Here is a 19,271-nt window from a genome sequence, read left to right on the forward strand (position 1 = left end):
CGCATCACGGCGCAAGGAATGGGTCAGGCCGAAGCCGGCAGGAACGGGCGGATCGCGGCCTGGTAGAGGCCAGCGCCCACGATCCCGCCCAGGATCGGCGCGGCGATCGGAATCCACCAATAGTTGTCGGGCGACGGGAAGGCCGCCGGGCCCCATCCGGCAAAGAAGCAGAACAGGCGCGGGCCAAAGTCACGCGCCGGGTTGAGCGGCCAGGCTTCGAGAAAGCCACCACAGGCGCCGATGCAGGCCACCAGCAAACCGATCGCCAGCGCGCCGGAATTGGCCATGGGCGCCTGGGTATTGGCCTGGTCGGTGATGGCAAAGATGCCCAGCAGCAGGATCGCGGTGAGGATCACCTCGTCCCAGAAGGCATGCATCGGGGTGATGAACTGGCCGGGATGGGTGAAGAACACGCCAGCGGCGCCACCGTCCATGCGCGTCACCCCGTGCAGGGTGTTGTAGTGATCGATCACCGGCTGGAACAGTTGATAGACCAGCGCCGCCCCGACGAACCCGCCCGCGATCTGCGCCACGATATAAAGCGGCGCCTTGCGCGCCTCGAACCCGCGAAACAGCACCAGGGCCAGCGTCACCGCCGGGTTGGCATGGGTGCCGGAAACCGCACCGGTAACATAGATCGCCAGCGTGACCGCCAGGCCCCAGGCGATGCACACCCCCCAATAGGCCGTTGCATAGGGACTGGGATCATAGAGCGTGATCATCGCCGCCGCCGAATCGCCCAGCGTGATGATGATCATCACCGCGATGAATTCGGACAACAATTCTCCGATCAAGCGTTTGCGCGGGCTCATGGCTATCCTCTGTGCGGGGTGACCGGGCGGTTGTTGGCTTTGCCCGTCGTTACCGATCCAGGGTGGTACCGGCTTTGGCGGGCGCGTCAATGGGAAAGTTCGCTTTCGCGCCTGCAGCAGGGCAGCGCGAGAATCCTGCTTTATCGCGCACGGTGGAGCGCACCGTGAAATTCTATATTATTTCATGTTTTACAGTTGTTTGTATAAATACCAACTAGCCACACTCGATCCTTAGGCGCAGCCACCGCAGCGCGAAATGGCGCGATTTGCTTGTGAAATAGCGCGAAGTTACGCGAAACCTCTCGCTTCCGAATGCGTAGTGCAGTAAACGCAGACGCTCGAAGGCCTGCGCAACGCAGGCGACAAAGGCACAACCATGACGCACGACCCGTCCCTTTCGACCTATGACCTGCTGATCGTTGGCGGCGGCATCAACGGCGCCGGCATTGCGCGTGACGCCGCCGGGCGCGGCCTGTCGGTGCTGCTGGTGGAGCAGGACGACCTGGCCGCGCACACCTCTTCGGCCAGCACCAAGCTGGTGCATGGCGGGCTGCGCTATCTCGAATATGGCGAATTCCGCTTGGTGCGCGAAGCGTTGATGGAGCGCGAGCGGCTGTGGGCCATGGCGCCGCACATCATCTGGCCGCTGTCGTTCGTGCTGCCCCAGCGCGGCGCGGTGCGCCCGGCCTGGATGGTGCGGCTGGGGCTGTGGCTCTATGATCACCTGGGCGGCCGCAAGCGCCTGCCGGCAACCCGCTCGGCCGATCTGGCGCGCGATCATCTCGGCAACGGTCTGACCGATGCGGTCAAGGGCCGCGCGTTTGTCTATTCCGACTGCTGGGTGGAAGACAGCCGGCTGGTGGTGCTCAACGCCATGGATGCCAGCGCCCGCGGCGCCACCGTGCTGACCCGCACCCGCCTGCTGGCCGCCCATCGCGAGGGCAGTCACTGGCTGGCGACGATCCGCGATGCCGATGGGCAGGAACACCGCGTGCAGGCGCGCGGCCTGGTCAACGCGGCGGGGCCCTGGGTGGCCGAAGTGCTGGGCCGAATCGCCGGCGCGCCGCAGGATCGCGCCATGCGCCTGATCCAGGGCAGCCATATCGTCGTGCCCAGGCTCTATGACGGTGATCACGCCTTCCTGCTCCAGAACAGCGACCGGCGCGTGGTCTTCGCCATTCCCTATGAGCAGGATTTCACGCTGATCGGCACGACCGACGAAGTGTGGGACCAGGCGCCGGGCCGCGCCACGATCAGCCCGGCCGAACGCGACTATCTGCTCGACGTGGTGCGCCGCCACTTCACGCGGCCGGTGGGCGTGGACGATATCGTCTGGACCTATTCCGGCATCCGCCCGCTCTATGACGACAAGGCCAGCAATGCCTCGGCCGTCACGCGTGACTATGTGCTCGATCTCGATCACCGCGATGGCCAGGCGCCGCTGCTCAGCGTGTTCGGCGGCAAGATCACCACCTATCGCAAGCTGGCCGAGCATGCCCTGGAAAAGCTGGGCCCCGCCTTTCCCCAGGCGCGCGATGCCTGGACGGCGGGCGCGACCCTGCCCGGGGGCGATTTTCCGGCCGATGGCTTTGCCGATCTGGTCGATCGCTTCTGCCAGGAACGCCCCGCCCTGCCGCGCCCCCTGCTCACCCGCTGGGCGCGGGCCTATGGCACGCGGGCACGGCAGATCTTTGCCTCGGCGCAGACCCTGGCTGACCTGGGCGAGGATTTCGGCGGCGGGCTCCATGCCGCGGAACTGGCCTATCTGGCACAGCACGAATGGGCGATGACGGCCGAGGATGTCGTCGCCCGGCGCAGCAAACTGCTGCTGCGCCTGTCGCCCGACGCCCTGCCCCGGATCGATGCCTGGCTTGCCCAATGGTGGCAAGCGCGCCAAGGGTAGGATCACGCCCGAGCGGGCCGCACGGTGCGGCGCGCTGGCCTGGAGGAGCAGTTTTGGCCGATCTTGCCGCGATCAGGCACCGCAGCCTTGTCGAATACCTGCAAGGCGCGCGCTTTGCCGGGGTGGAGGAACTCGCCCAGGTTCTGGGCGTGACCCAGCAAACCGTGCGCAAGGATCTCGATCTGCTGGCCAGCCGGCGCCTGCTCACCCGCGTGCGCGGCGGGGCCATGCTTGAATCCCGGCTCGACAACATCGGCTATTCCACCCGCCGGGCGATCGCTGCCCATGCCAAGGACGCGATCGGGCGCAAGGCGGCGGAGCTGTTGCCCAACAATGCCTCGCTGTTCCTCAACATCGGCACCACGACAGAAGCAGTGGCGCGCAACCTGCTCGATCACGAACACCTGCTGGTGGTGACCAACAACCTCAACGTTGCCGATATCCTGGCCCAGAACAGCCGGATCGAAGTGATCGTGGCCGGCGGCCGCCTGCGCGCCAACGATCGCGCGGTGATCGGCAGCCTGACGGTGGATTTCATCAAGGGCTTCAAGGTCGATTATGCGGTGATCGGCACCAGCGCGCTCGATGCCGATGGCGATCTGCTGGATTTCGATATCAACGAGGTGACCGTCAGCCAGACGATCATCGCCCAGGCGCGCAAGGTCATGCTGGTGGCCGACGCAACCAAGTTCGAACGCCAGGCCCCGGCGCGGATCGGCTCGCTCTCGGATATCGACCTGTTCGTGACCGACACGATCGCGGATGACGAGCGCACCCGCCTGGTGCAGCGGCACAACGTGGATATCGTCACCGCGCTTTAGGCGGAATGGGCGGCGCCAGCGCGATCGCGATCGTACCAACGTTGCCCAAATAAGCCGCGCGCCTCTATGCCGCTGAAACCGTTGGCTTGGTGCTGAGCAGCACCCACAGCAGTGCCGCGCCGATCATGTCCATGAGCGACAGCGCGACGAACAGCGGGTTGTAGCCAAAGACGTCGGCGCTTTTGCCGATGGCGAGCGTGAACAGCATGCCGCCGATCCACGCGATCGATCCCGCCATGCCGCTTACCGTGCCGACGGTGCGGGAATTGAACAGATCGGCGCACAGCGTGATCAGCGCGCCGTTGAGCATCTGGTGGGCGAAACCACCGACGCAGAACAGCGCAATGGCCAGCCCCGGCGAACCGGCAAGGCCGATGCAGGCCGGGCCGATCATGCACAGCGCGCCCACGGCCATGGTCACCTTGCGCGAGGCCACCACGCCGGCACCACGCCGCATGAGGTAGCCCGGCAGGATGCCCGCGCCCAGCGATCCGAAATCGGCAGCCAGGAAGGGCAGCCAGGCCCACAGCGCAATCGCCTTGAGATCCAGCTTCCATACCGAGACGAGGTAGAGCGGGATGAAGAAGTTGAACGTCTGCCACGCCGGTTCGGCCAGAAAGCGCGGCAGGGCAATCGCCCAGAACGATCGGGATTTGAGGATATCGAACCGCGATGACACCATCTCGGTGGCAACGTCCGCGCCGGGATCATGCAACGGCCGCTCCTCGGGCCGTGGCGACCGATAGGTGAACCACCACAACAGCGCCCACGCCAGGCTGAGCGCCCCGGTAACCAGGAAGGCAGACTGCCAACCCCACCACAGGATGCAGAACGCCACCAGGGCCGGCGCAACCATGCTGCCAACGCTCGTGCCCATTTGAAAGCAGCTGGTGGCAAGCGGGCGCTTTTGCGCCGGAAACCACTCTGAAACCACCTTGGCACCGGCGGGAATGGCCGCCGCTTCGGTGGCGCCGAGGGCTGCGCGAAACACGGCCAGGCTGGGCCAGCCGGTGGCGAAAGCGTGCCCCATATTGGCCAGCGCCCAGCCAAGCGCGAAAATGAAGAACCCCAGCCGTGTGCCAAGCACATCAAGCACGGTGCCGGCCACGGTCTGCATCACGGTATAGCTTGCCTGGAACGCCAGGACCACCCAGCTGTATTGCTCGGTCGTCATGCCGAAGCTGTCTTTCAGCGTCGGCGCCGCCACCGACAGCGTCGAGCGGGCAAGATAGTTCATGATCGTGCCCAGCGTGACCAAGCCGATCATCCACCAGCGCAACTGACCTTTTGCCATGTGTCGATATCCCTGGTTCAGGCGCGGGTTGCCGGGGCCAGCGGCGCGTAGGCCGCCCGGTCCAGCTGCGGAATGGCGCCGGCCTGCTGAACCACGGCGGCGGCCAGGCGATGGCCGGCCAGGCCGCAGTCGCGCGGCGCCAGGCCTTGCAGCCTTGCCGCCAGGTAACCGGCGTTGAAGGCGTCGCCCGCCCCGCTGGTGTCCACTGGCCGCACCACCTGGGGCGGCGGCAGGATCGTGCCATCGGGCAGCCGGCACCCCCGCGCGCCCAGCTTGACGATCACCTCCTGGCACCCCAGACGCTGCCAGTGGCTGGCGCACGCCTCCAGGGTGGTGGGCGAGATATCGTCCTCGTCCTGCAGCGTGGGAAAGCCGATATCGGCCCGCGCGATCGCGGCATCGCGCCAGGACGCCGCTTCGCCGGCACTGGGCCACAGCCGCGGGCGATAGTTGCCGTCAAACGCGACAAGGCCGCCCCGCGCCCTGACTCTTGCTGCCAGGTCGAGCAAGGCGCGGCGCCCCTCGACCGGCAGGATGGCAAGCGAAATCAGCGAAAACACCAGGACGCGGGCCACTTCGGCCAGGGCAACGGCCGCTGCCATGCCCGGCAGGGCAAACATGTCGCGCGCAGCGCTGGCATCGCGCCAGTAGTGGAACGAACGCTCGCCATCGCCATCGGTGCGGATAGCGTAGAGGCCCACGGCGCGGGTGGGATGGGCCAGCACCAGCGAGACATCGAGCCCTTCGGCCACCCATCCCGTGCGCAGATCCTGGCTGAAGGGATCATTGCCCAGCGCCGTCAGGAAGCCGGTGCGCCATCCGCTGCGTGCCAGATGCAACGCGGTATTGAGCGCGTCGCCGCCCTGGCCAAAGCCACGCCCGGCCCCTGCGTCGGCAAGTTCGACCATGGCTTCACCCACGCAGACCACATCGAAGGCAGGTTCCACCATGGTTCAGCGACGCGGCAGGACAGTGATGGCAGAGACGACCGCCTCGCCCTTCACCGGCACGAAATCGATCGTCACCACGCCGTCTGTCGCCGTGATCGGAAACGAGCGCGTCACTTCGCCCAGCGGCCCACCTGCGGCGCCGGCAATGTCAAAACCCTTGAGCACGGTTTCGCCATTGGCCGCGACGTCAAAGATGCGGCTGCCCGGTTGTTCGGCAGGCTCGACAAAGGTCAGCGACACGGTGAACGCGCCGGGGCCGGTGGGAATGCGATAGCTGAACGCTCCGGCGCGGAACGTTGCAGCCAGATCGCGGTTGCGCGTGCCGGCAATCTCGGGGCGGACGGGCGCGCGGCCACGGGCGAAGACATCCACCGACCGCGCCGTTCCGCCGCTGAAGAACGCATCCGATCCGAACACGGCATCGGGCGCATGCGCCGCGACCAGGGCGCCCGCATCGATCCGGAATGCACCGGCCTGGGCGCTGGCCAGTTGCCATTCGATCCGATCCGCCACCGCGCCCGTCGCGAATTGCCCCGTGGCTGTCAGAACATTGGTGCCCGCGGCGAGCGCCACGCCTGACCAGACACAGACCCGGTTCGGGCAATCGGTCTTCCCCCCCAGGCTGCGCCCGTTGAGCGCCAGTTCGGTGCGCGGTGCATTGCTATAGACCCGCACGTCGGTGACCGGGTAGGCGCGCTGGGTATAGCGACGCCCGGTGATATGCACGGTGGGCGCGGCAGACCAGTTGGCCCGGTAATAATAGAACGCGTCCTTGCGGATCGTGCCATCATAGGTGACCAGGCCCTTGGTGTTGACGTCGACCGAGTCCCCCTCGCGCCGGACGGTCGAGCCGAAATCGAACGCATTCCACAGCCACGTCCCGAACAGCCATGGCCGATCCCGCAGCAAGGGCCAGGTCTGCTCGTGGACCCAGGCCTGATACCCTTCCGGTTGGCGCGGCCCGGCTATGTCGGCCGGGCCACCGGCGGGGTCATCGGTCTGGTAGGTCAGCGCGCCGCCGGCGCCATATTCGGAAAGGGCGAGCGGCTGATGGGGATACTTGGCACGAAGGCCATCAAGATAGGGGCCGATCCCTGCGGGCTTGCCATAATACCAGCCGTAATACCGGTTAACCGCCGTGGCTTGCGTCAAACCGACGATATCGGGGGCAGCCGGATCACCCTGGCAGCACGCCGCCATGACCGTCGGTCGCGAAGGGTCGTCCTGGCGTGCCTGCTGGTCGAGCAGACGGACCAGCGCCTTGGGATCGGCAATCGCCGCAGGTGGCTTGCCCAGGAAATCCGGGCGATTGGGCCCGAAATCAACCTCGTTGGCCACGCCCCAGAACGCCACCGCGGGATGATTGAAGTTCTGGCGGATCAATTCCGCGAGCTGCTGCTGCGCATTGCCCACCAGTGCCGTGGTGGGGTTGATCGCCTCACCCTGGGTCCATTGCGTGACCAGCGGAATCTCGTCCCACAGCACCAGGCCATAGCGGTCTGCCAGCGTGTGGATCGTCTCGCCGTGCTGGTAATGGGTAAGCCGTATGGTGTTGGCCCCCATGTCGCGGATGGTGGCGAACGTCCTGGCGATATCCGCCTCGCTCATCGCCCAGTCAGACGTTTCGGTATCCTGGTGCAACCCCACGCCGTGCAGGGCCAGCACCTTGCCGTTGAGCAGGAAACCGCGTTGCGGATCGATGCTGACCTGGCGGATCCCGAAAGGTTGCGCGACCGTGTCGACCACGCGGCCGCGTCCATCGACGACGTCGACGATCAGCCGATAGAGGTAGGGATCGGCGGTGCCCTGCCACAGATGCGGCCTGGCCACCGCCAGGTCCTGCTGCTGTTCCGATACCTGGGCCATCGGCAGGCGAAAGACCGCGCGGGCCTGGGCCGCAACGCGCCCCTGGGCATCGACCAGGCGCGCCACCACGGCGCCATTGGCCACGCGCCCGGTGTCGTTGGCCAGGCGGGTACGGACACGGACCTGCGCCAAGCCGGCGGAAATGCTGGTCGTCGTGGCATAAACACCCGGCCCGCCGTGGTCGAGCAGGTCGATATGCAGCGGATTGGTGACGATCAGGCGCACCGGCCGATAGAGCCCGCCGCGCACGAAGAAATCGCCGCTCAAGGGCAAAACGTCGGCCGTGGCGCTGCCGGCGACGGGCGCGCTGTTGTCCACGCGCACCGCCACGATATTGCTGGCGCCCGGGCGTAGGGCCGACGTGGCATCAAAGCGAAAACGGCTGAACCCACCGGCGTGGGAGCCGAGCCTGACGCCGTTCACCCAGACTTCGGCGATGCGGCTTGCCGCATCGAACTCCAGCCACACCTTCTCGCCGCTGGCCCGTGCCGGCGAGGGAAAACGAAGGCGATACCAGCCCACGCCCTGATACTTGGCGACCGTGCCCGCTGTGTTGGGCCCCACCCCGACCCGGGGCTCGTAATAGCCGATCCGGTTCCAGGTATGCGGCACCCGCACGGGCTGCCACGCGGCATCATCAAACGCCGGTTGCGCCGCGCCGGCCGGGTCACCCTGGATAAAGCGCCAACCATCGGCAAGGACAACGGCGGTGCGCGCCTCAGCGCCAGCCTGCGTTGCCGCGGCCGCAGCCCCCCCGTCCCTGGCCTGCGCCGTCACCGCAAGCAACGCGCCAATTGCCAGTCCTGCAAGCCAGTTTGCCTTCACGGTAGACCCTCTCGTTCGTTGTTATCGGCGGTGCTTCAGGCCGTCACCAGTTCCACATCGTGCCGTCTTCGAGGCGGGCGACCGGAAGATAGGCGGGCTTGTAGGGATACTTGGCCGCCAGCTTTTCATCGATATCGACGCCGTGCCCCGGAGTTTCGCCGCAGAACAATTCGCCGTGCTCGAAGTGGTAGTCATGCGGGAAGACCGCGTCGGTCTCGGGCGTATGGCGCATGTATTCCTGGATGCCGAAGTTGGGCACCCAGGTATCGAAGTGCAGCGCGCAGCCCATCGTCACCGGCGACAGGTCGGTGGCGCCATGGCAGCCGGTGCGCACCTGGTAGAGGCTGGCAAGATCGGCAATGCGGCGCAGGTGGGTAAGGCCGCCGGCGCCGACCACGGTCGCGCGGATGTAATCGATCAACTGGTTCTGGATCAGGTCCTTCGCGTCCCAGATCGTGTTGAAGATTTCACCCACGGCAAGCGGCGTCACCGTATGCTGGCGCACCAGCTTGAACGCCTCCTGGTTTTCCGCAGGCGTGCAATCCTCCAGCCAGAACAGCTGGTATGGCTCGAGCATCTTGCCAAGGTTGGCCGCCTCCTGCGGGGTGTAGCGGTGGTGGCCATCGTGCAGCAGGTGGTGGTCAAAGCCGTAGGTCTTGCGCAGTTCCTCGAACAGCTTGGGCACATAGTTCAGCGCCTTGCGCGTATCCCACCCGGTCACCGAGGGCAGCGCGGCATCGGCCGGCTCGTAATAGAGCTTGCCCCGGCCCACGCCATAGGCATCCTTGATGCCGGGAACCCCGGTCTGGGCGCGGATCGCCTTGTAGCCCAGGTCGATATAGTGGCCGACCGCCTCCACCGTTTCGGCAATGTCGCTGCCATTGGCATGACCATAGACCATGATCCCGTCGCGGCTGCGCCCGCCGAGCAATTGGTAGACCGGCATGCCGGCCATCTTGCCCTTGATATCCCACAGCGCCATGTCGACCGCCGCGATCGCGCGCATCGTCACCGGCCCGCGCCGCCAATAGGCGCCACGGTAAAGATACTGCCAGATATCCTCGATGCGGCGCGGGTCCATGCCGATCAGGCAGGGAATGACGTGCTCTTCCAGATAGGCCACCACCGAAAGCTCGCGCCCGTTGAGCGTGCCATCACCGATGCCATAGACGCCCTGGTCGGTTTCGATCCTGAGCGTCACGAAGTTGCGCCCCGGGCAGGTGACGATGACGCGCGCACCGGTGATCTTCATGTTCGTTGGGCCTCACAAAGCGATTCAATTGTGGTAAGACCGATTGATCGACCGATTTCGGTCTGTCAAGTTTTGAAAATTGGCATTACCAAAAAGAGGCGTCATGACGAACGGCAAAACCAGCGAGCGACTGTACCAGGACGTGGCCCGATCGCTGGTCGAGGAACTGGCCGCGGGGCGCTTTCCGGTGGGCACCCGGCTTCCGGCAGAGCGCGAACTGGCGCTGCGCTTCGACGTAAGCCGGCCCACCGTGCGCGAGGCAATGATCGCGCTGGAAGTGCAGGGCTTCGTGGAAGTCAGGCTGGGTTCGGGGGCCTATGTCCTGCGCCTGCCCAACGAGGGCGATCGCCCGGGTTTCGATGTCTCGGCGTTCGAGCTGACCGAGGCGCGCCTGTTGTTCGAAGGCGAAGCGGCCGCGCTCGCCGCCACCCAGATCACCGATGAAGAGCTGACCGAGGTTGCGCGCCTGGTCGATGATATTGCGCAGGAAAACAACGATCCCGCCGGAACGGAACGCGCCGATCGCGAATTCCACCTGGCCATCGCCCGCGCGACCCGCAACTCGGCCATCTACAATGCGATCGAGCAACTGTGGGACTTGCGCCAGACCTCGCCCGAAGCCGCCCTGCTGCACAGCAAGGCACGCACCGCCAATGTAAAGCCCGTGGTGGAAGAGCATTGCGCGGTGCTCGATGCCTTGCGCAGCCGCGATGCCAACGCGGCCCGCGCCGCCATGCGTGCCCACCTCGCCGCCGTGCTCGACGGCCTGCTATTTGCCACCGAGGAGCAAGCCCTTGCCCAGGCACGCCGCGCCACGCAGGCCAAGCGGGAGCGGTACACGCGGGCAACGGCATAAACTGCTCTACTCTAGGGTAGCGACCGCGGTTCAGATTGGGAGCCCCCTCACAGCAAATCACCGCCGGCTTGGCCTTCCGGAGCCACCCGCATGGCCCGCGTCTCGGCCCCCATGGCCAGACGCCATTGCATGGCCTCGTCAGCACCGGGTCCCGGCGCCACGCGCAACGGCGTTGCGCCGGTCGGCATCCCGGTTTCGGCATCGGCAAGCACCAGTTGCACGGGCCGCCCTGACGTGGCCTGCTCGATCCGCAGCGGCGCGTCCTGCCCGGCACGGCGGCGCCACGTATCCCCGATCTGCACCATCGCCTGGAGCAGCAAGGCCAGATCCTGCCCACGCAGCGTGGGCACATAGTCATGGCGGGGCGGGCGCGCCTGGTAGAGCCTCTTCTCGATCAGCCCGGCTTCTTCCAGGCTTTTGAGCCGGTCCGACAAGGTCGCGTTGGTTGCCCCGGTCGAGCGGCGTAGATCGTCATAGCGGGTCAGCCCCATCAGCACATCGCGCATGATCAGCAGGCCCCAGCGGTCTCCCACCGCTGCCATGACTTCGGCAATCGAGCAGGCCATGCCGTCAAAACTCTTGGATCGCATCGTCGGCGCCTTTCCAAAATTCCGTGACTCTTATTATTGGAGTTAATAGGCTCTCATCATGAGAGTCGGCTCTCTACCTTGCAACCCAGGAGTCACGCATGGATGAAATTTCCCGCATATTCGTCGTCGGTGCCACCGGCGCCCAGGGCCTTCCGGTGGTCCGCGGACTGGTACAGGATGGTCGCTACAGGGTTCTGGCGCTGACTCGTGACAAGAACTCGGCCCGGGCGCGCGCTTTGGCGCAATGGGACCAAGTCGATTTTCTGGAAGGCACGTTTGCCGATGAGGCCGTGCTGCGCGCCGGGATGCGCGCTTGCCAGGGCGTGTTCCTCAACATCGATGGCTTCAACACCGGCGAAAAGACCGAGACTTATTGGGCGATCCGCGCCTACGAAATCGCAATCGAGGAAGGTGTGCGCTTCTTCGTCTATGGCAATCTCGATTACACGCTCAAGCAGGCGGGCTACCGCTCGATGTTCCGCACCGGCCACTATGACGGCAAAGGCCGCATGGGCGAATGGATCCTGGCGCAGACCCGCGACAACGCCGGGCGCATGGGCAGCGCGCTGTTCACCACCGGCCCCTACATGGAAATGGCATTCTCGGCGCAGACGCCGATGACCCCGGCTGTGGAAGAGGGCGTGCTGACCTGGCGCGTGCCACTGGGCCAGGGCGCCGTTGTCCACGTCGCGCTGGAAGACTGCGGACACTACGTGCGCTGGCTGTTCGACCATCGCGACCGGGCCAACGGCATGGACCTGGCCGTCGGCATCGAGCCGGTGCGCTATGCCGATCTGGCTGCCGCGTTCACGCAGGTGACCGGCCATCCGGCCCGCTACGTCGATACGGACCTGGACAGCTATTTCGCGCGCTTCGGCGGGATCGCCGCGCTTCCCGCCGGCTACAACGCCGATCCCAAAGACAAGAGCACGATGAGCTTTCGCGACAACTTCACCGGCTTCTGGAACACGTGGAAGCACGAGATCATCACGCGCGACTATGCCCTGCTCGATGAAATCCACCCCGGCCGGATCAAAAGCGCACAAGACTGGATTTGCCGCCATGAGCAGCAGGCGGCAGCGTCAGGCGGGGAAAGTCTGTGGCAGCGGGTGCAGCCTGATACCCTGCCTGGCCGCCCGATCCTCAAGCTGAGCGAAGACCACCGGCGCGGCATCCTCTGAGCCTTGCGGGCGGCCCGAAGGTTTCGGGCCGCCCCGGCTTCACGCGGGGACCGGCGCGCCAGCCGCTGCGTGCGCGCGGCGCAAGGTGCCGAGCAGCACCAAGGCGGCGACCACGCCCATGATGCCAGCGACCACGAAGGCCAGGGCATAGCTGCCGCTCTGCTGACGGATCACCCCGGCGCCAAACGCGGCGAAAGCGGCGCCCAATTGGTGCCCGGTCTGGATCCAGCCAAATACGATCGGCGCTTCCTGTTCGCCAAAGGCCTCGTTGGCGAGCTTCACCGTCGGCGGCACCGTGGCGATCCAATCCAGGCCATAGAACACGGCGAAGACCGCCAGACTGGTGGTATCGAAGCTGAGGAACGGCAGCGCCAGCAGCGACAGGCCACGCAGCCCGTAATAGACGATCAGCAACACGCGCGGATTATAGCGATCGGTCAGCCAGCCAGACGCGGTGGTGCCGAACAGGTCGAAGAAACCCATGGTCGAAAGCAGCCCGGCAGCGGCCACCGGGGCAATGCCATGGTCCCCGCAGAACGCGATCATGTGCGTGCCGACCAGGCCATTGGTGGTCAGGCCACAGACAAAGAACGTGCCGAACAGCAGCCAGAACATGGGCTGCCGCGCCGCGCGCACCAACACGCCCAGCGCCAGGCCGGCGGTGCGCGCCTGGCGCGGCGCAGGCGGCGGCGGGCTGTCGGGCCTTTCGCCAAAGCGGCGCGTGCCGATGTCGGCGGGATGTTCGGGCACGACCAGGGCCACCAGCGGCACCAGCGCCAGGCAGACCAGGCTGACCGCCAGAACCACCGGCCGCCACGCGCCGTCGCGCGAAAGCCAGGCCAGCAGCGGCAGGAAAATCAGCGCGCCCGTGGCTGTGCTGGCACTCAGCAGGCCCATGACCAGCCCCTGCCGCGTGGCGAACCAGCGATTGACCACCGCCGCTCCCAGCACCGAGGCAACCGCGCCGCTGCCGATGCCAGACAATACCCCCCAGGTCAGCACATAGTGCCAGGGCAACCGCATCCACAGACTGGCAAAGGTGGCGAGCGACATTAGCATGAGCCCGGCCAGCATGGTGCGGCGGATGCCGAACGAAACCATCAGTGCCGCGGCAAAGGGGCCGACCAGGCCATAGAGAAAGATGCCGATTGCGGCGGCGAACGAGATCGTTGCCCGGTCCCAGCCGAAGTTGACCTGCAAAGGCACCATCAGCACGCCGGGCGTGGCGCGCAGCCCGGCCGAGACCAAAAGCGCCAGGAACGTCGCCGCAACGATCAGGATCAGGTGAAGGCGCGCGGGCACCAACCCGGTCTTGTGCAGCAGGCGGCTCATGCCTGGCTTCCCTGCGCCAGCGTGACAAGGTCACCCAGCGCCGCTTCCACGCCGGCCCAGCGCTCTGGGCCAAACGCGCCGATCATGCGCCGCTGCGCCTCTTCCCAGGCGCCTTGCGAATTGGCCACCGCGTCGCGTCCCTGCGCCGTCAGGCGCGCCTGCTTGGCGCGCCCCTTGCCCTCGGCAACAGCGATCCACCCTTCCCGCTCCAGCGGCTTGAGCGTGCGATACAGCGTGGTCCGGTCCATCACCAGCACGTGCGCCAGGTCCATCAGCGGCACCGGTTCGTGCCGCGCGATATTCCGCAAGACCGCAAACTGGGTGAGCGACAGGGCAGACCCTTCCATAACCTCGTCATAGAAGCGGGTCATCGCGCGCGCGGCCTTGCGTAGCGCGTTGCAGGCGCAAGCCATACCATCGATCGAAAGCGAATCATGATGCATATGCATCATCTAGCCGCAGCATGCCTCTCCGTCAACGATCGAGCCGCCTGGGGCTTGGCCGCTGACCAACAACAGCGCGTGCTCGCGAACATCCTTCGGCCATGCCGCCATCCTGGCCGCAAACGCGTCGCCATCACGGGCCAACAGCGCGCGGCATCATCGACCGCTGCTTGCCACCGGCAATAATAGTGACGTTCGGTGAGGCAAGAAATGGCTGTTTTCAGCCATTTGGCGATTTCTTGAGCAGCCCTGGGAGGGGTGCTGGTGCGGTCGAGAAGACTCGAACATTAGTTTAAGTCACTTATTTTTATTGATTATTTTTCATTTTTGAAAAATCAGTCCCCCTTCCAGTCCCCCGTCCTAACCACCCTGCAATTTGCTGCATGGCCGAGGCTTCATCACGCAGACCACAGTGCAGTTATAACGATTGCCACATGAGGTACACGTCATCGAAAAGCGGAATGTTGGGCAAGCTCCAGTCGGTGCCGCCCAACCAGAGAATCACGCACTAACGAAGCTCTAGTTACGCCAAATTTCGTTCGTATTGGCGTAATCTGGGACTTATCTGCCATTCCCGGCAGCGCCGGCGAACGACAGGTTTCGGCAGAAGCGGCCCCTCTCGCCTTTGGCTTGGCCGTAAGAGCGGACGCCCCAATAGCTATGATGATTGAGTCGAACGCAGAGTTAGCGGCCCTTTGTCCGGCAGGTCGTCAATCGTGAAGGCGGGGTCGTCCCAGTCGATCACGTCGCACAGTCGGCCAGCGACGCCTTTTCGGACGTTTTCTCCTCCAGACTTCGGACGATCATTGGCTTAGACACAAGCGCAACATTTTCCGTCGCTGACACGAAAAGGATCGCCATGACCTACAATCTTCCGGCCTTGGGGGGGCTCGCCGTCGGGCGCAGCACGGGTTTCGGTCATGACGAGATACCCGAAGCCGAACGTCAAGCACGCGCTGAAGCCGATCTCCTGCACCGGGTCGCCTCGGCGTATCGCCGGCTGGGTTATGTCGTCCATCAGGGGGTAGTGCTCGGCGGGATCCAGGTCGATCTCGTGATCGAGAAAGGCCCGAAGAAAACCCCCGTCGAGATTTCCGGTGAAGCGGGTTCCGGCCAGATCGACAAGCTACGCCGCGACCTTCTTCGCCTTGTGGCCCTGCGTGGACGCGACGCCTGGATCGACACGCCGGTCATCATCGTCACTGGCTTCGCAACGCCGGTTACCGCCCATTGGGCGCGACATCAGACCGAGGTCCGGATCATCAGGCTTGATGAGCTCGAGGCGGATGCGGATGCACAGGCAACATCAAGCCCGGACTTTACAACCCTATCCGCCGAAGACCTCGAGCGACAGCGCGCGCAAGCGCGCCTCGTGGAACGGGAGGCCCTGATCGCGCGGCTGCGTGCACATGATGCTGACGCAGGCCTGCTCACCCCCGCAGACTATGAGGATCTCTGCAAGCAAGTCTTCGGGTTCCTGTTCGATCCCAGCCTGTTCGGCTTCGAGTCACAGACAAGCACGAGCGACGGCGCGAACCGCTACGATTTCATCTGCCGCATCGGGACAGACCGCGCTTTCTGGAACTCGCTCAAAAGCGACTTCCGCACCCGCGCAATCCTCTTCGAATGCAAGAATTACACGGATCCGATCACAGCCGATCAGATCTACTCGACCGAACGCTACCTCTTCTCGAGCGCGCTACGCACGGTCTGCTTCCTGATAGCCCGCAAAGGCGGCGACGATAGCTGTCAGCGCGCAGCGCAAGGGGCGATGCGGGAAAGCGGCAAGCTGATCCTCGTCATCTCGAACCTCGACCTGATCGAAATGCTCGAATTCGGTGACGACATCGACAGCGCGGAAAACCATCTCGACGTGCTGATCTGGCGCTTCATCATCAGCCTCCCACGCTGACGTTGGCAGTAACAACGCTGCAATCCTTTGCGCGGATATCTCACCGGGTCACGGGTTCCGGTATGGCGCTCGATAGCGTCCTGCATCGTGATGCATCGCCTGTCCAATCCCGACCTATTGCATTGCGTGCCTGCGCTCGTATTTGCACTTGCCGATCACAAGATAGAGGCCGTGATGATAGTCATGGCGGGCGCATCGCCGTGCCTCGTCGAAATCATCATAAGACCCTTACCAGTTAATTGCGATCATTAGGTGTTTCGCGGTCGTATCTTTTCTCCTATCGCCTTCCTACAGGCATTAAAGCCGAGTCAAGAATCAACCCAGACCTTTTGGGTCTGTGGCTGGTCTGGGGGATCGATGGGGAAGCTTACCGACTGGTGCGGACAACAGCCCGCATGGGCCATCGACGCCCTACAACGGGCTGCTGTCGCGGTGACAACGCTCCCCGAAGACGTGACAGCGCTGATCGACCGGATCGCCGCTGCACACGGCCTAGGCGATGCGGGCGAGCATCCGTGCAGCGTCTTTGCCGAGGCGAGCCTCCGCAGCCCGGTCGATACTCCCGACGATCTCATCCTGCGGTCGATCGGACCGGTCACGGGCCTCGACCGTCTCGCGTGCGATCAGACGCTGGAGTTCGCCCATGAGGGCGTCACCATCATCTTCGGCGACAATGGCTCGGGCAAGAGCGGCTACACCCGCGCACTTCGAAAGCTCTGCAACGCCCGGCTCGACGCGGTGCTGCAAGGCAATGTCTTTGCAGAAGGCGCCGAAGCGCCAAAGGCGATTTCCTACAGTTATCATCTCGGCACCGGCGCGCCCAGTACGGAGATGTGGAACGACGGGCACGACAAGCCGGCCGTGCTGCGCGGCGTGACATTGCTCGATACCGACAATCTGCGCGTCTATGTCGATGGCAAGAACGAAATCCTCTACCTGCCCCCCGAGGTCGCCTGCATCGGACGGCTCGCGGACATGTACCAAGCGGCCGCGGGCCATTTCCGCGATCTGATCACGACAGCGACCGCGCGGCTCAGCAGACCGTTCGGCGGACATTATGCGCCCGGCACGACCGCACATGCTTTGATCAACCGGTTGCAGGTCACGACGGCACGTCGCGATCTTCCTAGCGAAGCGGCTATCGAAGCCGCTGCCGCCTGGTCGACGGACGTCGACACGGAATTGAACGGGCTCAATGCGCAACTCATTCAGGGACCGCTCGCAATGGCCGCGCGCTGCGACCGGATCGCGGTCGCCTGCAATGCCGCCGCCGCTGACCTCGAGCGTGTCGCAGCACCGCTCGATCATCTCATAGTCGGACTCGACTGGCCGATGATCGTGGCCAGACAGGAAAAGACGCTTGCAGCGGAAACGCTGGCTGCCGAACAGCTCGGCGGCCAGCCGATTGCGGCAACCGGTTCCGTCGTCTGGAAATCGCTGTATCAGCTGGCACGCCAGTTTGCGGCGGAGGCGAACGTCTGTCATCCGTCAGTGGCCTTCGATATCGGCGATCCCTGTCCGCTTTGCCAGCAGCCGCTCGGACAGGATGCGGTCCATCGCCTGACGGCTTTCGACGCTTATGTCGCGGGCAAGGCCACGCAGGAAGCAGCCGACGCCGCAGCAGCCGTGTCCACACGCCTAACGACGCTGCGGGCGCTGACGTTTCGGCCGGACACCGAACTCACGACGTTGCTCGCAGAAGCCGCCGCCGAGAGTGAGAGTAGTGCGTCGCTGGTTCACAATACCCTCGCCTACCATCGCATGCTGGCATTGCGCCGCGATGCGGTCGTGCTTCAGCTGACCAGCGAGCAACGCAGCGACTTCGCCCCGCTCGCGCCATCGCCCGCTGTCCGGCTCCGGGAATGGGCGACCGCCCTCACGGCACATGCGACGGTTTTACGATCGAGCGACCACGACACCGCGAGGATCTCGGCACGCGTCGCCGAGCTGACGGCACAGCGTCAGGTGCATGGGCAACGCACGGAGCTCCTGGCGAGACGTCTCGAGCTCGACACGCTGCACGCCTGGAAAGCCTGCGAAGCCGCGCTGAATACGGCCCCCTTGTCGCGGCTGATGTCGACATTGCGCAAGGAACTCACCTCACCAGCGTTGGAGGCGCGCATTCAGGCCGAGATCCAGGCCCTCGCGCTCCATCACATTCCGCTCAAATTCGCCGACAAAAGCGATCGCGGGGCGAGCATGTTCGAGGTCGAGCTGCGCACGGACAGGAAGGCCAGGAAGGCGCGTGTCCTAAGTGAAGGCGAGCAGCGCGCGCTCAGTCTGGCCTGCTTCCTTGCCGAGTCGCACGTTGCCGGCAAGCGCTCGGCGATCATTCTCGATGATCCGGTGACCAGCCTCGATCACGGCCGCGTCCGCCGAGTGGCACGGAGGCTGGTCGACGAGGCGGCCACCGGCCGCCAGGTCATCATGTTCACCCATAATCTTGTCTTCTACCATGAGATCATGCTCGCCTGCGTCGACCGCGACACCGCAGTGGGTGCCCTGCCCTGCCTGATCCAGCGGGGACCGACCGGCCAGTTCGGCATGGTCACGGTCGGCGACGAACCCTGGGTGGCCCGCAAGGTCAAGGACCGCGAAACGAGCCTGCGCAAGATGCTCGACGGTATTCCCAACACGCTGCCAACGAGCGATCAGGCCTATCGCTCTCTATGCACGTCCTTTTACGCAGCGCTTCGCGAAACCTGGGAGCGCGCCATTGAGGAGATCGTCTTGAACGACGTCGTCCGCCGATTCGGCTCGGATGTCGGTACGCTGCGGCTCGGCGGCGTCGAGGTCAGCGACGACGACTTCATGATCGTCTATCGCGCGATGAAGCGCGCCTCTGAGCATTCGGGTCACGATCAAGCCGCAGGCCGCCAGATCGAAACGCCCGACAAGGCGCAGATGCAGGCGGATCTTATGGAGCTGATAGGGTTCAGGACTGCAAAGACAAAGGCAAACAGAAACGCGGAGGACCGCCGCAAGACGATAGCGGCACGGCCACCAAAACCAGCCTTCGGCTAACCGCCGCAGCGACAATCGTCAAAATCAGTTTCGCGATCAACCCGCGAGTCGCTCGACGATCGCGCGGGCTGCGACGGACACCTGCGTTCAGGTCATCTCGAAATCGTACTGATCGGTACCCATCCGGCGTGACCCGCCTTGCGTGGCGCTGAGCGAGCGCTCTTAAGGACGCTCTTGAGAGCGCACTCAGGAGCGGTTGATGCGGCAGAT

At 64.9% G+C, this 19,271-nt stretch carries 15 protein-coding genes; 6 read left to right on the plus strand and 9 right to left on the minus strand.

Annotation, left to right across the window (positions count from 1 at the left end):
- Positions 1-23: 23 nt before the first annotated feature.
- On the minus strand, positions 24-812 hold the full coding sequence (locus ABIC78_RS14830; RefSeq protein ID WP_022678049.1) for an MIP/aquaporin family protein: 789 nt from the start codon (positions 810-812) through the stop codon (positions 24-26).
- A 376-nt stretch (positions 813-1,188) separates the two neighbouring features.
- Here ABIC78_RS14830 and glpD point away from each other — a divergent pair, with 376 nt between their 5' ends.
- Positions 1,189-2,715 (plus strand): glycerol-3-phosphate dehydrogenase, encoded by a 1,527-nt coding sequence (gene glpD / locus ABIC78_RS14835; protein WP_354490551.1) that lies wholly within the window; start codon positions 1,189-1,191, stop codon positions 2,713-2,715.
- 53 nt (positions 2,716-2,768) lie between these two features.
- Positions 2,769-3,536: a DeoR/GlpR family DNA-binding transcription regulator gene (locus tag ABIC78_RS14840; protein WP_022678048.1), complete on the plus strand. Its 768-nt coding sequence runs from the start codon at positions 2,769-2,771 to the stop codon at positions 3,534-3,536.
- A 64-nt stretch (positions 3,537-3,600) separates the two neighbouring features.
- Here the strand turns inward: ABIC78_RS14840 and ABIC78_RS14845 are convergent, their stop codons facing one another.
- Genes ABIC78_RS14845 through manD form a run of 4 tightly spaced genes read right to left on the minus strand, consistent with a single transcriptional unit; the run spans position 3,601 to position 9,723 of the window.
- On the minus strand, positions 3,601-4,830 hold the full coding sequence (locus tag ABIC78_RS14845; RefSeq protein WP_168353179.1) for an MFS transporter: 1,230 nt from the start codon (positions 4,828-4,830) through the stop codon (positions 3,601-3,603).
- Between the two features lie 17 nt (positions 4,831-4,847).
- A complete protein-coding gene (locus ABIC78_RS14850) occupies positions 4,848-5,780 on the minus strand; it encodes a sugar kinase (protein WP_354490554.1) in 933 nt (310 codons plus the stop codon).
- Between the two features lie 3 nt (positions 5,781-5,783).
- On the minus strand, positions 5,784-8,471 hold the full coding sequence (locus tag ABIC78_RS14855) for a glycoside hydrolase family 2 TIM barrel-domain containing protein (protein ID WP_354490556.1): 2,688 nt from the start codon (positions 8,469-8,471) through the stop codon (positions 5,784-5,786).
- 43 nt (positions 8,472-8,514) lie between these two features.
- Positions 8,515-9,723 carry a D-mannonate dehydratase ManD gene (manD, locus tag ABIC78_RS14860; protein WP_022675658.1) on the minus strand — a complete coding sequence of 403 codons (1,209 nt, stop codon included), beginning with the start codon at positions 9,721-9,723 and terminating at the stop codon, positions 8,515-8,517.
- A gap of 103 nt (positions 9,724-9,826) precedes the next feature.
- On the opposite strand from manD, the gene ABIC78_RS14865 reads away from it, so the two are divergent.
- The gene (locus ABIC78_RS14865; RefSeq protein ID WP_054132034.1) at positions 9,827-10,579 is read left to right on the plus strand and encodes a FadR/GntR family transcriptional regulator; all 753 of its coding nucleotides are present in this window, start codon (positions 9,827-9,829) and stop codon (positions 10,577-10,579) included.
- A gap of 47 nt (positions 10,580-10,626) precedes the next feature.
- Here ABIC78_RS14865 and ABIC78_RS14870 read toward each other — a convergent pair whose 3' ends face one another.
- On the minus strand, positions 10,627-11,169 hold the full coding sequence (locus ABIC78_RS14870; RefSeq protein WP_107718663.1) for a winged helix-turn-helix transcriptional regulator: 543 nt from the start codon (positions 11,167-11,169) through the stop codon (positions 10,627-10,629).
- 98 nt (positions 11,170-11,267) lie between these two features.
- On the opposite strand from ABIC78_RS14870, the gene ABIC78_RS14875 reads away from it, so the two are divergent.
- Positions 11,268-12,350 carry an NmrA family NAD(P)-binding protein gene (locus ABIC78_RS14875; RefSeq protein WP_054132032.1) on the plus strand — a complete coding sequence of 361 codons (1,083 nt, stop codon included), beginning with the start codon at positions 11,268-11,270 and terminating at the stop codon, positions 12,348-12,350.
- 39 nt (positions 12,351-12,389) lie between these two features.
- Here ABIC78_RS14875 and ABIC78_RS14880 read toward each other — a convergent pair whose 3' ends face one another.
- From ABIC78_RS14880 to ABIC78_RS14890, 3 genes are read right to left on the minus strand one after another with little or no spacing between them, the layout of a single operon-like run.
- Positions 12,390-13,682 (minus strand): MFS transporter, encoded by a 1,293-nt coding sequence (locus ABIC78_RS14880; RefSeq protein WP_107718661.1) that lies wholly within the window; start codon positions 13,680-13,682, stop codon positions 12,390-12,392.
- On the minus strand, positions 13,679-14,134 hold the full coding sequence (locus ABIC78_RS14885; RefSeq protein ID WP_354490559.1) for a MarR family winged helix-turn-helix transcriptional regulator: 456 nt from the start codon (positions 14,132-14,134) through the stop codon (positions 13,679-13,681). The genes ABIC78_RS14880 and ABIC78_RS14885 overlap by 4 nt, the downstream gene beginning before the upstream one ends.
- Positions 14,135-14,269 carry a hypothetical protein gene (locus ABIC78_RS14890; RefSeq protein ID WP_354490561.1) on the minus strand — a complete coding sequence of 45 codons (135 nt, stop codon included), beginning with the start codon at positions 14,267-14,269 and terminating at the stop codon, positions 14,135-14,137.
- A gap of 715 nt (positions 14,270-14,984) precedes the next feature.
- On the opposite strand from ABIC78_RS14890, the gene ABIC78_RS14895 reads away from it, so the two are divergent.
- Together ABIC78_RS14895 and ABIC78_RS14900 are read left to right on the plus strand one after the other, a co-directional pair.
- On the plus strand, positions 14,985-16,037 hold the full coding sequence (locus tag ABIC78_RS14895) for a hypothetical protein (RefSeq protein ID WP_354490563.1): 1,053 nt from the start codon (positions 14,985-14,987) through the stop codon (positions 16,035-16,037).
- Between the two features lie 357 nt (positions 16,038-16,394).
- Positions 16,395-19,061, plus strand: coding sequence for an AAA family ATPase (locus ABIC78_RS14900; protein ID WP_354490565.1), 2,667 nt, complete (start codon positions 16,395-16,397; stop codon positions 19,059-19,061).
- The last annotated feature ends 210 nt before the right edge of the window (positions 19,062-19,271 follow it).

The sequence above is a fragment of the Novosphingobium sp. 1529 genome, from assembly GCF_040544855.1.
GTDB classification, from domain to species: Bacteria; Pseudomonadota; Alphaproteobacteria; order Sphingomonadales; family Sphingomonadaceae; genus Novosphingobium; species Novosphingobium capsulatum.

Bases quoted from the DNA above. Each gene is read 5' to 3' on its own strand.
- ABIC78_RS14865 (WP_054132034.1), top strand. From the start codon at position 9,827: ATGACGAACGGCAAAACCAGCGAGCGACTGTACCAGGACGTGGCCCGA.
- ABIC78_RS14845 (WP_168353179.1), bottom strand. From the start codon at position 4,830: ATGGCAAAAGGTCAGTTGCGCTGGTGGATGATCGGCTTGGTCACGCTG.
- ABIC78_RS14870 (WP_107718663.1), bottom strand. From the start codon at position 11,169: ATGCGATCCAAGAGTTTTGACGGCATGGCCTGCTCGATTGCCGAAGTC.
- ABIC78_RS14885 (WP_354490559.1), bottom strand. From the start codon at position 14,134: ATGATGCATATGCATCATGATTCGCTTTCGATCGATGGTATGGCTTGC.
- ABIC78_RS14880 (WP_107718661.1), bottom strand. From the start codon at position 13,682: ATGAGCCGCCTGCTGCACAAGACCGGGTTGGTGCCCGCGCGCCTTCAC.
- ABIC78_RS14875 (WP_054132032.1), top strand. From the start codon at position 11,268: ATGGATGAAATTTCCCGCATATTCGTCGTCGGTGCCACCGGCGCCCAG.
- manD (WP_022675658.1), bottom strand. From the start codon at position 9,723: ATGAAGATCACCGGTGCGCGCGTCATCGTCACCTGCCCGGGGCGCAAC.
- ABIC78_RS14850 (WP_354490554.1), bottom strand. From the start codon at position 5,780: ATGGTGGAACCTGCCTTCGATGTGGTCTGCGTGGGTGAAGCCATGGTC.
- ABIC78_RS14900 (WP_354490565.1), top strand. From the start codon at position 16,395: ATGGGGAAGCTTACCGACTGGTGCGGACAACAGCCCGCATGGGCCATC.
- ABIC78_RS14830 (WP_022678049.1), bottom strand. From the start codon at position 812: ATGAGCCCGCGCAAACGCTTGATCGGAGAATTGTTGTCCGAATTCATC.
- ABIC78_RS14895 (WP_354490563.1), top strand. From the start codon at position 14,985: ATGACCTACAATCTTCCGGCCTTGGGGGGGCTCGCCGTCGGGCGCAGC.
- glpD (WP_354490551.1), top strand. From the start codon at position 1,189: ATGACGCACGACCCGTCCCTTTCGACCTATGACCTGCTGATCGTTGGC.